This window comes from Pseudomonadota bacterium, from assembly GCA_030859565.1.
Classification (GTDB): domain Bacteria; phylum Pseudomonadota; class Gammaproteobacteria; order JACCXJ01; family JACCXJ01; genus USCg-Taylor.
In genome coordinates this window covers 25,249-40,342 of record JALZJW010000019.1, presented here as the reverse complement: position 1 = coordinate 40,342, position 15,094 = coordinate 25,249, and the positions used below count along the sequence as shown (strand labels likewise).

General features: G+C 61.8%; 9 protein-coding genes and 1 pseudogene. 7 read left to right on the top strand and 3 right to left on the bottom strand.

Annotation, left to right across the window (positions count from 1 at the left end):
* The coding region (locus M3436_04715) for a hypothetical protein (GenBank protein ID MDQ3563459.1) at nt 1–387 on the bottom strand (387 nt) is incomplete at its 3' end.
* Nucleotides 388–1,884: 1,497 nt separating this feature from the next.
* Between M3436_04715 and M3436_04710 the strand changes: the two are divergent.
* The 4 genes and pseudogenes from M3436_04710 (at nt 1,885) to M3436_04695 (ending at nt 5,874) form a co-directional block, all read left to right on the top strand.
* Nucleotides 1,885–2,562 (top strand): annotated as a pseudogene (locus M3436_04710) (SNF2-related protein).
* 245 nt (nt 2,563–2,807) lie between these two features.
* Entirely contained in the window at nt 2,808–4,007 is a 1,200-nt protein-coding gene (locus M3436_04705; protein MDQ3563458.1) for an SWF/SNF helicase family protein, read from the top strand.
* A gap of 76 nt (nt 4,008–4,083) precedes the next feature.
* On the top strand, nt 4,084–5,418 hold the full coding sequence (locus M3436_04700; GenBank protein MDQ3563457.1) for a cyclopropane-fatty-acyl-phospholipid synthase family protein: 1,335 nt from the start codon (nt 4,084–4,086) through the stop codon (nt 5,416–5,418).
* 36 nt (nt 5,419–5,454) lie between these two features.
* Nucleotides 5,455–5,874, top strand: a complete 420-nt coding sequence (locus M3436_04695; protein MDQ3563456.1) for a cupin domain-containing protein — start codon at nt 5,455–5,457, stop codon at nt 5,872–5,874.
* 77 nt (nt 5,875–5,951) lie between these two features.
* On the opposite strand, the gene acs is transcribed toward M3436_04695, so the two are convergent.
* The gene (gene acs, locus M3436_04690; GenBank protein ID MDQ3563455.1) at nt 5,952–7,889 is read right to left on the bottom strand and encodes an acetate--CoA ligase; all 1,938 of its coding nucleotides are present in this window, start codon (nt 7,887–7,889) and stop codon (nt 5,952–5,954) included.
* A gap of 613 nt (nt 7,890–8,502) precedes the next feature.
* Between acs and M3436_04685 the strand changes: the two genes are divergently transcribed.
* Nucleotides 8,503–9,531 (top strand): DUF4105 domain-containing protein, encoded by a 1,029-nt coding sequence (locus tag M3436_04685; protein ID MDQ3563454.1) that lies wholly within the window; start codon nt 8,503–8,505, stop codon nt 9,529–9,531.
* Between the two features lie 43 nt (nt 9,532–9,574).
* Entirely contained in the window at nt 9,575–11,812 is a 2,238-nt protein-coding gene (locus M3436_04680; protein ID MDQ3563453.1) for a patatin-like phospholipase family protein, read from the top strand.
* Nucleotides 11,813–11,893: 81 nt separating this feature from the next.
* On the opposite strand, the gene M3436_04675 is transcribed toward M3436_04680, so the two are convergent.
* On the bottom strand, nt 11,894–13,069 hold the full coding sequence (locus M3436_04675) for an ATP-binding protein (protein MDQ3563452.1): 1,176 nt from the start codon (nt 13,067–13,069) through the stop codon (nt 11,894–11,896).
* 416 nt (nt 13,070–13,485) lie between these two features.
* Here M3436_04675 and M3436_04670 point away from each other — a divergent pair, with 416 nt between their 5' ends.
* A complete protein-coding gene (locus tag M3436_04670) occupies nt 13,486–15,045 on the top strand; it encodes an arylsulfatase (protein ID MDQ3563451.1) in 1,560 nt (519 codons plus the stop codon).
* Nucleotides 15,046–15,094 lie beyond the last annotated feature (49 nt).

The following is a 15,094-nucleotide window of genomic DNA, read 5'->3' as shown; positions in this document are numbered from 1 at the left end:
AGGCAGCTCCGAAGGTCGGTCCAGGAACTTGCGGTCGATGTGAACAGGGCGAAGTGAGATAGAAAAATCGAGTTGTTCGACGAGTGCATCAGAGTCTACTTTACTACCTGCCAATTGCAGGCTGGCACTCTGTCCTACCAGCTCGAACAGCGCTTTCGCGATGGAGCGGCGGACGAGGAGAAATGCAAGTTCACCGGGTTCTGTGGATAGCCCCACGGCAGATAATGCTTCCACTGTATCGGTGCCAATTTCTTCCCATTTGCCAATGGCGGTGTGGCCGACGCCTTTCGACAGCGCCTTGAACAACGCCTTAAAATCAGCCTGTAGCGGTTTTTTGAAAACATTTTTCGGCTTTGTCACTTTAAGCTTCGGACTGGTTCTTGGCATATAACTCTCCGGTTGACTAAGCAACGGCCGCCGATGGACGGATCACGATGCAGCAGGGTGCGGCACTTCGGCACCGCTCGGTGCTATCTCGGCGCTGCGAGCGAAACGGAGATTCTAGCTAACGCAAATGAATGTGCAAATCTGCCGGAGCGACGGTAACCTGCCATGGCATCAGTCCGACGGACGGCCCACCCTAGGGGAGGAGGGGCGGTCGGATCATGATAGGCGACAGATCATGCCGGGATTTTGTAGTGCGAGTGCGGTTGTACTGGCTTGGAGATTTAAACGACGACAAGAAGCTAACTGCTACCTTAGGTGCGTCGATCAGGAACTGTCCCCTTCGCCGGACAGCGCAGGATACCCGATGTCCCCCATCAGCTTTCCCAAGCTGATGGTGTACCTCACTACGACGGTAGGCAAAACGCCACGAAGCAGACACTGGCCTCTGATCGTTGAGTGGCCTATATGGGTCGGAAGCCGAAATTCAAACTGAGACACTACCTGGCTAGGCAGGTCTTTTATTGCTGGCGTCGCGCCGGAATGTTCGGAGGCGTGAGGTTCCCTTGAGAGTTTGTGAAAAAACCTACTGCGCTCGGGATCTCGCGTTCCGGCGGTGCTCGGAATTCTCATGTATTTTAACATACACTCCGGTTCCTGCGCTCCGGCGGAACGCGACCACCCTTCGCTCGCGACAGTTCTTTCACAAACTCTGAGCCCATAGCCCCTGAGGGCCTAACTCGCTATTATTCCCGGTAGCCGCCCGTGCAACCGATACCCGCCATGACCCAGACCAAGCGATCGCGCGGTAAAGCGCCCGCTCGCAAGCCAACTCGTCCCCAGTTCTTAGGCTGGCAGACCAGCGACGAGGAGGAGATCGAGCGCCGCCGCCAGCGCGCTCGCGAAGAAACCATACGCATCGAACCGCTCGAACCCGAACACGATCCCTTTGGCAGCTTCAGCGCTCGTTCGGCCAGCGCCGAACCGTATTGCGTCGAGATCCGCTCGCTCGGCGAGCATATCAATTCCTGTGATTGCCCGGATCACCAAGTCAGCAGCCTCGGTACCTGCAAGCACATCGAGGCCACGCTACAGGTCTTGAGCCGGCGGCGCGGCTACCAGGAAGCACGGGCGCGCGGTAACAAGCGCCTGGAGGTGTTCCTCGATCGGCGTGACGCCCGCTTCAAGATCCAACCGCCAAAGCGCGGGTCCGGAGATTCCGAGCCGGGGCGGTTGCTCGCCGCTTATTTCTCCAGCGAGGGTGCGCTGCTCGGCGATCCGCTCGCCGCGCTCCCGGCGATAGAACGCACGATCGGCAAGGCCCCGCCGCGCCTCAGGAAAATGATCCGGCTCTCCCGCCACCTCGTCCCCTCGCTGGTGAAACTGCGCCACCGGGCCGAGCAAGAGCAAAGCCGCAAGGACTTCGAGGCCGATGTCGCGGCCGGCAAGCGGAGCATGGAGATGCTGCGCGCGCCGCTCTATCCCTATCAGCAGGAAGAGATGCTGCATCTCGCCTTCAGCGGACGGGCGCTCCTAGCGGATGAGATGGGTCTCGGCAAGACCATCCAAGCGATTGCCGCCTGTGAGCTGTTACGGCGGCTGCGCGGTATCGAGCGGGTGCTGGTCGTGGCCCCAGCCTCGCTCAAGGCCGAATGGGAGGAGCAGATTGTTAAGTTTACGGCGCTGCCCGCGCGTGTGATCCAAGGCCCGCGGGCGCTCCGGCTCAAGCAATATCGGCAAGCGTCTTTTTTCTATCTGGTCAACTACGAGCAGGTGCGTCCCGATCGCCGTGAGATTAACGAAGTGCTGGCCGCGGATGTGATCGTGCTCGACGAGGCCCAGCGCATCAAGAACTGGCAGACCCGCACGGCGGAGGCAGTCAAACGCCTCACGAGCCGCTACGCGTTCGTGCTCACCGGCACGCCCGTCGAGAACCGCATCGACGAGATCTATTCCATCGTCCAGTTCCTGGACCCGAGTATCTTCGGGCCCTTGTTTCAATTCAACCGGGACTTCTATGCGCTGGACGAGCGCGGACGGCCGGTGGGCTACAAAAATCTCGATGAGCTTCACCGCCGCCTGCGGCCCCTCATGCTGCGTCGGCGTAAGGACGAGGTCGAGGACCAGCTTCCGGGACGCACGGTGAACACCTACTTCGTGGCCATGGCGCCCGAGCAGGCCACGCGCTATGAGGAGTACGAAACGCGGGTGGCCCGTCTCATGGCCCAGGCGAAGCGCCGCCCCCTCCTGCGCGAGGAGATGGAGAAGCTCCAGAAATGGCTCGCCTGCATGCGCATGCTCTGCGACACCCCTTACATCCTTGACCGCGATTGCCGCGTGGCGCCGAAGATTGACGAGTTCAGAAACGTCCTCGATGAGTTGCTGGAAAGCGGTGATCCCAAGCTCATCATCTTCTCCAGCGGATGCTGGAGCTGGTCCGCGTTATATGCGAGGAGCGGGGCCTCTCGTATGCGTGGCACACGGGGTCGGTGCCGCAAGAGAAGCGCCGCAAGGAGATCCGGCGATTCAAGGACGACCCACGCTGCCGGCTGTTCCTGTCCACGGACGCCGGCAGCGTCGGGCTCAACCTGCAAGCCGCGAACGTCGTGATCAATCTGGATTTGCCGTGGAACCCGGCAAAGCTCGAGCAACGCATCGCCCGGGCCTGGCGCAAGCACCAGAAGCGCCAAGTACAGGTCATCAACCTCGTGACCGAGCACTCCATCGAGCACCGGATGCTAAGCCTCTTGGACCAAAAACGCACCTTGGCGGCGGGCGTCGTGGACGGCACGGCCGAGGTCCGCGAGATGACCCTCCCTTCCGGGCGCGCCGCGTTCATGGAACGCTTACAGAACCTCGTAGGCCAAACCGTTCCGAGCGCCGCGCATGCAACTCCATCCCGCCGCGATGGGCGGCCGGAAGACCAGTTGCGCGAGGATGCACTGGCCCGATGGCGCGAGCGCTTGGATCTGCTCGAGGTCCATCGTAGTGATGCTAAGCCCCCGACGGTCATCGCGGTATGCGATCGGGTGGATGACGCGGTTCGCCAGTCCATCACCGAGACCGTGGGGGAACATTTGGGTTCACAATCGCCCGGCGTCGAAATCCTCGATCGCGCTACGTATGAAATCATTCAAAGACTCGCCGCTGCCGGCGTTCTCACCCTGCATACGGGGGCGGCAGAGACCCTGCACCGGGGAGCGTCTCTGGCGCAAGAACACCGCCATGATCGGCACCGGCGGATCAGCGAGGCCCGGAAGCGCTTCGAGGAGGCCGCGCGCAAACAGCGCATAGCGCAAGTCTTGGCGGAGGGCGGCTTCCGCCGCGAGGCGCTCGTCCCGCTTCGTGAGGCTGTCGAAACTGGCTTACAGGCCTTGCTTCACCTAATAGGCGTGGACAAAAACGCACCGATCCCATTGCCTCTGTTGCAAGCAAACCTGACAGGTATGCTGCCGGCCGATGCCATCTTTACCGTGAACGGGTTGCGCGACGCCGGTGACGATCCGAGTGAGGATCTCGCCAACGGCTTGCTGCGCGCGGGCCACCGGCTCTTGGAACTCGCCGCCGAGGCATTTGAGAAGCAGTGCCTCGGCGCGCCGCCAGCGCGCGTTGGGCCGGAGTAACGCTCCCGATCGCTACGCGTGACGCCGGCTGCGTTAGAATAGCAATCGTGATCCATCGGAATGGAGGTTGGCGGGAATGGCGGACGAGAGCGGATATGCGGTGCGCGAGCATCACGCCGAGCCATTCGATTTACCCGCATTAGCCCCGGCCGCACCGGTACCCGCGTCACTTTACCCCAAGGGTGCGGCGGTAACGCGCCTCGAGCGTTGGATCCTAAGAACGATTTTGGACGTTCTCGGCCACCCGCCCTTCGCCATCGCCCTATGGAACGGCGAGGAGATCCGCGCTTTGGGAACGGTGGCGCGGAGTGCGCTCATGATCCGGAGCCGGGCGGCCCTCTACCGCTTATGCCTCAACCCGCATGTGTTCCTCGGGGAGCTGTACGCGAGGGGCGACATCGACGTGCGCGGGGATCTAGGCGTATTCCTGCAGGATGCCTTCCGCGCCTACGAAACCGCGTTGGCCCGGCGGCCTTATCTCGTGGGCCTGTGGCGCGAGCGCCGGCCGCGGCGCGGTTCAGAGGAAGCGTCGCGCGCTCACATCCGCCACCACTACGATCTCGGTGACGGCTTTTACCGGCTCTGGCTCGATCACGCCGCCATGCAATATTCCTGCGGCTACTATCCGCGACCGGGGATGAGCTTGGAAGCGGCGCAGATCGCCAAAATGCATCATATCTGCCGCAAGCTACGCCTGCAGCCCGGAGAGACCGTGGTCGAGGCCGGATGTGGTTGGGGCGGCCTCGCGCTCTTCATGGCGCGGACTTACGGGGTGACGGTCACTGCCTATAATCTCTCCAAGCGGCAGATCGAATACGCGCGCAAGTGCGCCGCCGACCAAGGTCTCGCGGAACGGGTGATGTTCATCGAGGACGACTACCGGAATATTCGCGGACACTACGATGCTTTCGTATCGGTCGGGATGCTGGAGCACGTAGGCGCCGCGCATTATCGGGCGTTCGGATCGGTGATCGATCGCTGCTTGAAGGACCAGGGCCGCGGGCTCATCCACTGCATCGGCCGCAACAAAGCCTATCGCGTCAATAGTTGGGTCGAAAAGCGCATCTTTCCGGGGACCTATGCCCCGACGCTGCGCGAGATCATGGAAGTACTCGAGCCCCATGCCCTGTCGGTCCTGGACATCGAGAACCTGCGCCTACACTACGTTCGCACCCTGGGCGATTGGCTCGCACGCTTCGAGCATCACGCCGAACGGGTGGGTGGCGAGCATGGCGAGCAATTCGTCCGGGCTTGGCGCCTTTATCTTTGCGGTTCCATCGCCTCCTTCACCACCGGCTGGCTGCAAGTATTTCAAGTCGCCTTCAACCGCCCTGGTCTCAATGATCTTCCCGCCTCACGCGCGTACCTTTATGCGGCGGCGCGTCCCCGCGCCGACCTTGGGCTACAATAAGAGACGACCAACGGCGATTTTCGAGGGAGAGCTCAGATGCTACGTTCAGTCTTGCTTACCGCATTCTTCACTTTACTCGGCGTCATTGGCGCCGGCGCGCAGGCGGCGGCCGGTTTCAAAGCGACCGAAGTCTTCAAAGGTTCGACGACGATCAAGGGACAAGCGCTCCAATACCCAGCAACGAACCAACCCGAAGTGACCGCGCTGCTCGTTGATCTCGAACCCGGTGGCGAAAGCGATCGTCACCAACACCCGAGCTCCCCGTACATCTATGTCATCGAGGGTACGTTCACGGTCGAGTTCGACGACGGCACGCAGCAGTCTTTCCAAGCCGGGCAAGGGTTTCTCGAGGCCGTGAACACCTGGCACAAGGCGCGCAACCTGGGTACCACGCCGCTCAAGTTCATGGTCGTATTTACCGGGGAACAAGGGAAATCCAATATGATTATGCCGTAATCCGCGGCTCGATGCTCGAGCAAGCACGGCGCCCCGCTGCATTGCCGCACTTCGGCATCGAGCCGCGGTCGCCGGCGCTAGGCCACGGCACGGTTGCGGATGAGATCGGGAACGACGGCGGGATCGGCAAGGGTGGTGATGTCGCCGAGATTATCGATCTCGTTCGCCGCGACCTTGCGCAGGATGCGGCGCATGATTTTTCCCGAGCGCGTCTTCGGCAGGCCGGGCGCCCATTGGATCACATCCGGGGTGGCGATGGCGCCGATTTCCCGCCTCACATGCTCCAGCAGTTCCTTACGCAGCGCCTCTGAAGGCGCCTCTTCGTTCATCAGCGTTACGTAGGCGTAAATCCCCTGGCCTTTGATCGGATGGGGATAGCCGACGACCGCGGCTTCGGCGACTTTCTCGTGCAAGACGAGCGCGCTCTCGATCTCGGCGGTGCCGAGCCTGTGACCGGAGACATTGATGACATCGTCTACCCGCCCGGTGATCCAATAATAGCCGTCGGCATCGCGGCGCGCCCCATCCCCGGTCACAAAAAAGCCCGGATAGCGCCGGAAATAGGTGTCCACAAAGCGCTGATGATCCCCGTAGACGCTGCGCATCTGCCCGGGCCAAGGACGGGTGATGACCAAGGCGCCTTCGGCCTCGCCTTCTAACACCCGGCCTTGCTCATCCACGATGGCGGGCACGATCCCAAAGAACGGTAAGCCCGCCGATCCAGGTTTGAGCGGTGTCGCGCCCGGCAGCGGTGTGATCAGGATGCCGCCGGTTTCGGTCTGCCACCAGGTATCCACGATCGGGCAGCGCCTCTCGCCGACGACCCGGTAGTACCACTCCCAGGCCTCCGGATTGATGGGCTCCCCGACGGTGCCGAGGAGGCGCAGACTCGTCCGCCGGCTGCGCTGGACCCACCCATCCCCTTGGGCCATGAGCGCGCGGATCGCCGTCGGCGCGGTATAAAAAATGTCGACCCGGTGTTTATCGACGATGCCCCAGAAGCGGCCGGGATCAGGGGAGGTCGGGATCCCTTCGAACATCAACGTCGTCGCGCCATTGCACAGGGGACCATAGAGAATGTACGAATGCCCCGTCACCCAGCCCAGATCCGCCGTGCACCAATAGATATCGCCGGGGTGATAATCGAACACGTATCGATGCGTCATGGCCGCGTAGACGAGATAACCCCCACTCGTGTGGAGCACGCCCTTGGGTTTACCGGTGGACCCCGAGGTATAAAGGATAAATAACGGGTCCTCGGCGCCCATCACCTCCGGGGGGCAATCACTACTTACCTTCGCGGTTTCCTCGTGATACCACCGGTCCCGGCCCGGATCCCAGGGGACGGGCGCCCCGGTCCGCCGCACCACCAACACGGTATGCACCTCGGGGCAGGCCGTGAGGGCCGCATCGACGTTCGCCTTGAGCGCTACCTTCTTGCCGCCCCGGAGTCCCTCATCGGCGGTGATCACCGCACGGCAATCCGAATCCAAGACGCGATCCTTCAGCGATTCGGGGGAAAAGCCACCGAACACCACCGAGTGGATGACGCCGATCCGAGCGCAGGCAAGCATCGCAATCGCCGTCTCCGGAATCATCGGCATGTAGATCGCGACCCGATCCCCGCGCTTGACCCCGCACGCCTTGAGCGCGTTGGCGCAGCGGCAGACGCTTTCGTAGAGATCACGGTAGGTAATGTGCCTGCTCTCCTTGGGGTCGTCACCTTCCCAAAGGATCGCGACTTGGTTTGCGCGCGCATCCAGGTGCCGGTCAAGGCAGTTGTAAGCGACGTTGAGCGTCGCCCCTTCGAACCAACGGATCTTCGCGGCGTGGTAATCCCAGTCTTCGACCCTATCCCAGCGCCGGTACCAAGTCACGAATTCCGCCGCTTGTTCCGCCCAGAACGCCGCGGGGTCCGCTACCGAGCGTTGATACAGCGCTCGATATTGCTCGGCGCTGACGTATGCCCGATGCGCGAAATTCGCCGGCACTGGGTAAATTTTTTCTGTTGGCATGATGGGCTCCTCACGAGTTGAACGTGCGCGAAGAATTATAGTGGCCGTATCTCGATTGGACTAGCCAATCGGCGCAGCAACAACGACAGATCGGTTGCGGCCTTGGACTGAGAGTCGCCCGAGCCGAAGGCGTAACCAGCAAGAGGCGCGGCTCCCAGGCGATCGGGAGGACCCCGCTCAACCCCACGTCGAGAGCCCATCCGCGCACATCCTGGCGGGTCACGCTCTGCACCACGCTTTGCTCCGGCGAAAGCTCTTCGAAATCGACGCTCCGTTCCTCTCCGTACACGAGGGCCGCATCGTGTTTGACAACTCATTGGGCCATCAGTACTCTTCTTGACGAAAAAGCGCGTCAATTCTTCCTAGTACCCTCGGTGACAACGCCCTTATCTTCGCGGTGGATTTCTGCTGGAGCTCGCCGAGGACAGGGATCCCAGGGTGACCGTCAGCGACATCCGCCATTGCACCGACGATTCGTTATGGCTTTTCCGTAGCGCGGCGTGCCTCTGGACAATAACGCACCCATCCCGGTCGAGCTCGTTCCGCGGCGGGGCGCGTCAATGCGGCGGTCCGACGACGGCAACGCCTCGGATGGCGACGCGGCGTGATCGCGATGAAGCGCATTGCCGCAATGTTCTCTCTCCTGCTGCTCGGCATGGTTGTCGCCGGCACGACGGTGTGGGGTGCGCTTGCCCTGTACTACTCCGACTTCGCCGGCGAGCGGACTCGCATTGCAATCGCCCTCGCATTCGGACTATGCGGATTGGCCACACTCGGCTTTCTGGCGGCATGGCCGCGCTGGCGCGGACGGGCGGTGGCCGGATTCCTCGTTGTGTTCGCGGCACTGATCGTCTGGTGGAGCCGGATCGAGCCCGCCAACGATCGTGCGTGGCAGCCGGAGGTGGCGGTGCTACCCTACGCGACGCTCGATGGCGATCTCGTAACGGTTCACAACATCCGCAACTTCGCCTATCGTAGCGAGACCGACTTTACCCCTGCTTACTACGACAAGACTTTTGATCTGAATAAACTTCAGGCGGTGGACTTGGTCGCTGTCTACTGGATGGGGCCGGACATCGCGCACATCTTCGTGAGCTTCGGGTTCGGGAATAGCGACCACGTCGCGGTCTCCATCGAGACGCGCAAGGAAGTGGGCGAGGGCTACTCCACCCTCAAGGGGTTCTTCAAGCAGTACGAATTGTTTTACGTGGTCGCTGACGAACGTGACGTCATCCGGGTGCGCACCAACTACCGCAAGGACCCTCCGGAGGACGTATACCTCTACCGGGTCCACGGTCCCAGCGAGAACGCACGGCGACTATTCCTCGCATACATTCACAAGATCAATGTACTGAAAGGCGAGCCGGAGTTCTACAACACGCTGATCACCAATTGCACGACCAACATCTGGCTGCACACGCGGGTCAATCCCGGACACCTGCCTCTGTCCTGGAAACTGTTCCTGAGCGGGCATGTTCCGGCCTATGCCTATGACGCCGGCAAGCTGGATACCAGCCTTCCGTTTCCCGAATTGCAACGCCGCAGTCTCGTCAATGCGCGGGCGCGGGCGGCGGGCCGGGCGGGGGATTTCTCGCGCCGGATCCGAGCGGGCCTGCCGGGTGTTTCGCACGGAATGCGATGAGCGTGGCGTTCATACACAACGAGAAGATATAGTGGAGGGCGGCATGGTGACCGGAAGCCTGTATCGGATCGCAGTACTGTCGTTGTGGGCCTCGCTCTGCTCGAACCCCGCGCTTGCCGCACCCTGCGACAAGACCGGAGCGCAAGCGCAGGGCCGCCCAAGGATCGGCCTGGTGCTGGGCGGCGGCGGCGCACGCGGCGCCGCACACGTAGGTGTGCTGAGGGTGCTGAAGGAGATGCATATTCCGGTTGACTGCATTGCAGGCACCAGCATGGGCGCCATTGTCGGCGGACTGTATGCTTCGGGCCTTAGTCCCGAAGAGATCGGACGCGAGATTCGGGAGATGGACTGGGATGACGTGCTCGAGGATAAGCCGCCGCGACCGGAGCGACAGTTTCGCCGCAAGCGCGACGACGACCTTTACCTCGTCAAGAAACAGTTGGGATATGAATCCGGCCAGCTTGAGTTGCCGCTCGGCTACATACAGGGCCAGAAGCTTGATCTGGAACTGGTCCGCCTGACGCAGCACGTCGCCGCTATCCGTCACTTCGACGAGCTGCCGATTCCGTTCCGCGCTGTGGCCACCGACATCGAGACGGGGAAGGAGATCGTACTCAGCTCCGGAAATCTGGCCCGCGCGATTCGTGCCAGCATGGCGGTGCCTGGAGCGTTCGACGCCGTGGAGATGGATGGCAGGCTCCTGGTCGACGGCCTGGTGACCAATAATGTTCCGCTGGATGTTGCGCGGGCGATGGGTGCTGACATTGCGATCGTGGTCAATGTCGGCACACCGCTCAAGGAACGCAGCGAGATTACCTCTGCCTTGGCCATCATCGAGCAGTACTCAAACATAGTGGGCCAGCAGAACGTTACGCGGCAACTGGACACCTTGCGCGAGACGGATATCTACATCCAGCCCGAGTTGGGCGACATCTCGACCTCTGACTTCAATCGTGCAGCCGATACCATTGGCCTCGGCGCGGACGCCGCCAAGACTGCGCGCGCGAAGCTTGCCAAGCTGGCCATCACCTCGGCCGGCTATAGTGACCACCTGGCTGCCCGTCGCGGACAGGTCTGGGAGGCGCCTATCGTCGGCTTCGTCCGCATAGAAAATCAGTCCAAGATCGGCGACGACGTCCTCGCGCATCCTTTCCAAGCGCTCATCGGCAAGCCACTCGATAGAAGAACGCTCAAGAGAAGCATCGAGGAGTTATACGGCTGGAACACCTTCGAGAGTATTCGTTACGAAATCATTGAAGAAGAGGACAAGCAGGGGTTGCTCGTGCATGTGAGGGACAAGAGCTGGGGGCCAAATTATCTCCAGCTCGGCCTCGCCCTGTCGACCGATCTCGAAGGCGACAGCACCTGGGATATCGGCGTGAGCCTGCTCAAGACCGCGCTCAACCGCCGCGCCGGCGAGCTGCGGCTGGCCGCCCAGATCGGCGAATCGCCTCTGGCGCTGGCGGAGTTCTACCAACCGCTCGATGTCGGCTTGCGGTACTTCATTACGCCACAGCTCTTTTTCGACAGCCGCAGTTTCAGTCGATTCGAGGGCGGTGAGGAGATCGAAGAGGTCCGCGTGAAGCGTTACGGCGGCGGTCTGGCCGCCGGCCGGGTGCTCGGCCGCTGGGGCGAGATCAGAGTAGGACTGCGACGCTACGCGGGCGATGGGGAGGTGCGCATCGGCGACCCTGCAACGTCTGACTTCTCTGACTTCGATTTCGATAGCGCCGAGGCGTACCTGCGACTTTACTACGACTCGCTCGACAACCGAGACTGGCCGCGTTCGGGGGCCATCAGCAGCCTGGAATGGATCGAGTCCGTGGAGAGCCTGGGGGCGGACTCCGACTTCTCGCAACTGCTGTTTACGGGCGGGCTCGCCCACTCCTGGGAGAAGCACACCTTCTTCGGCGGGTTCGAATTCGACTACACCGCCGACGGCGTTGCGCCAGTGCAGAACCGTTTCCGCACAGGCGGATTTACCAAGTTGTCCGGCTTTACGCAAGACCAGCTAAGCGGTCAACAGTTGGTGCTGCTGCGCAGCGGCTACTACCGCCGTTTGGGCGACATCAAGTGGCTGCCCGCCTATGCCGGCGTCTCGCTCGAATACGGCAACGTCTACGAGGGCCGCGACGATATCAGCCTGGCGCCCGGCGATGCATTGCTCGCCGGGTCGGTGTTCCTGGGTGTGGATACGGTGCTTGGCCCGGTGTACCTGGCCTACGGTCACGCCGAGCAGGGCAACGACAGTATCTACCTCTATCTCGGCCGGTTGTTCTGATCGCATGGGAGGCGGGATGCGGAGCCACGATCATCCGGATCTCGCTACACTGCATCCGGGCCACGGTGCTTAATGTCCGCGTTACAGCTCTTCGATGAAATCCCGCCATGGCAAAGCCCGGACGCCCGGTGCCACGGCGGGCGTCTGCGCACCTGACTTCGGCGCCTGGTGGACTAGCACCATATCCACCCTGGTTCCTGCGCCGCGCTTCTCGTTCAGCGCCCCGGCCAACCGCAGCATCGGTGCGGCCATAGCCGGCGTGACCGTGCGGGTTGCCTTGCACTCCACGAGCCGAAGAGAGCCTCCTCGTCCCGGCATCAGGAAATCCACCTCCAGTCCTTGCGCATCCCGGAAGTAGTAGATCTCCCGGCGTACCCCGGCATTGGCTTGGTGCTTGATGATCTCCGAGGCGATGAAGCCCTCGAACAGTGCGCCCAGGAACGGCGACTTGGCCAGCTCGGCGGCGCTGTCGACGCCCAGCAAATGGCAGGCAAGGCCCGGATCGGCGAAATACACCTTCGGTGATTTGATCAACCGCTTGCCGAGGTTCTCGTAGAACGGCGGCAGGATCAGGATCTGCGCCGTCGTCTGCAGCACGCCGAGCCATTGCGTGATTGTGGGCACGCTGACACCGATCGCCGCGGCCAGATCGCTCTTGTTCAGCACCTGCCCGTGGCGGCTCCCCAGGAACGCCAGAAAGCGCCGGAAGGTCGCGAGGTCCTTCACCGCGGTGACGGCCCGGACATCGCGCTCCAGGTAGGTCTGCAGGTAGGAGCTGAACCAGAGCCGCGCATCGCTTGGTCGCGCCACGGGCTCGGGATAGCCCCCGTGTAGCAGCGTGACCCTCGGAGTCTCTCGCGTGGACAGCGGAAGCAGCTGGAAGACCGCCGCGCGGCCCGCCATGGACTCCGACACCCCCTGCATGAGCGGCGCTTCCTGCGAGCCCGTAAGCAGCCACTGGCCGACGCGGCGCGGCTCCCGGTCGATGCGGGTGCGGACGAATGCGAACACCTCCGGCACGTTCTGCACCTCATCGAGGATCACGGGCGTCTTCACGGCATCTAGAAATCCCTGTGGATCGGTCCGTAGCCGCACCACGATGTCCGGGTCTTCTAGCAGGAAGTAGCTGGCCTTCGGAAACAGGCGCCGTAAGAGCGAGGTTTTTCCGGCCCGGCGCGGACCGGTCAGGACGATTGCCGGGAAGCCCTTGATCGCCCGGAGCACTTGCCTTTCCAACTCGCGGCTGACATATCGCATCGATGATAATCATAAAGTCGTACTTTAGAATTATCAATATACAACGCGGCCAAAGGTGTCGAATATTGTCCGGAAGGTACTCGTCCTACGGTACACCTCGATAAGCCGCGCCTCCTAATATGAAGTCGCCTAGTACGCTCGTTCATTGGTCGGCTGCATCGGCAGAGCATGGTGCAGCGGTTTTCAGGCAGCGGCGTCGGGTGGCCGGTTCGCCTCTTCTTTTTTGCCCACGAGTGTCGTTCGGATCTTGCGTGTGCTATTTCATTGGATCTTGGAGCGTTTCCGAAGCTCGTCGAACGGTAAGCGGGTGTCGAGTCTACCACTTTCATAAGCCGGTATTGATCTCATCTTATCGTCACGTTACTGTTCCTGAAATTACCGCGGCGAAACATCCGGACCATCGAAAGGACATAATTATGAAAACCATACGTACACAAAAACGCATCGCCGCCGCGCTCGGCCTCGCGCTGGGCGTTCTGTTCGCAACATCCGCCCATGCGGCGGAAAAGAAACCCAACATCCTTATTATATGGGGCGACGACGTCGGCTACTGGAACATCAGCGCCTACAACCAGGGCATGATGGGCTACAAGACGCCGAACATCGACCGGATTGCGAAGGAAGGCGCGATGTTCACCGACTACTACGGCCAGCAGAGCTGCACCGCCGGGCGCGCGGCCTTCATCACCGGCCAGACGCCGTTCCGCACCGGCCTGCTCAAGGTCGGCCTTCCGGGCGCCAAGGAAGGGCTGCAGGCGCGAGACGTCACGCTCGCCCAGTTGCTTAAGGCGCAGGGCTACATGACGGCGCAATTCGGCAAGAACCACTTGGGCGACCGCGACGAGCACCTGCCTACGGCCCACGGCTTCGACGAATTCTTCGGCAGCCTCTACCACTTGAACGCCGAGGAGGAGCCGGAGAATCCAGACTACTTCAAGGATCCGGAAATGCGGAAGAAGTACGGGACGCGCGGCGTGATTCACACCTGGGCGAACCCGGACGGCACCCAGAAGTTCAAGAGCACCGGCCCGCTCACCAAGCAGCGGATGGAAACGTTTGACGAGGAGATCGCCAAGGGCGCGACCGACTATCTCCAGCGAGCGAAGAAGGCGGACAAACCATTCTTTCTATGGGTTAACTTCACCCGCATGCACATCTGGACGCACCTTAAGAAAGAGAGCGAAGGCAAGACCGGCCTCGGCATCTATCCCGACGGCATGGTCGAGCACGACGGCCAGGTCGGCCAAGTACTCGACAAGCTCAAGGAACTCGGCCTCGACGATAACACCATCGTCATGTATTCCACCGACAACGGCGCCGAGAAGTTTACCTGGCCCGACGGCGGCACGTCGCCGTTCCGCGGCGAGAAGAACACTAACTGGGAAGGCGGCTACCGCGTGCCGGCGATGGTACGCTGGCCGGGGGTCGTCAAGCCCGGCACGGTCTTCAACGATATCGTGGCGCACGAGGATTGGATCCCCACGCTGCTGGCAGCGGCAGGCGAGCCGGACATCAAGGAAAAGCTGAAGAAGGGCTACAAGGCCGGCAATGAGACTTTCAAGGTGCATCTCGACGGCTACAACCAGACCGACTACTTCGCCGGCAAGGGTGCGGGCCCGCGCAAGGAGTTTTTCTACTTCAACGACGACGGCTCGCTGGTGGCGCTGCGCTACAACCAGTGGAAGCTCGTCTTCGCCGAACAGCGCGCGCACAGCTTCGACGTCTGGCAGGAGCCGTTCGTGACGCTGCGCGTCCCCAAGCTCTTCAACCTCCGCTCCGATCCGTTCGAAATCGCCGACCACGAGGGCATTGACTACAGCCGTTGGAGGGTAGAACGCGTCTTCCTGCTGGTGCCGGCCCAGCAGTATGTCGGGCAGTTCCTGGCCACGTTCAAGGAATTCCCGCCGAGCCAGAAAGTCGGCACCTTTTCCCTCGACAAGGTGCTGGAGAAGCTGACGCAAGGCGCGGGCAACTAGTCGTAGGCGTCCGGGGCAGTTCCGCTTTCCTGCTCCCGGAACTTCAAGT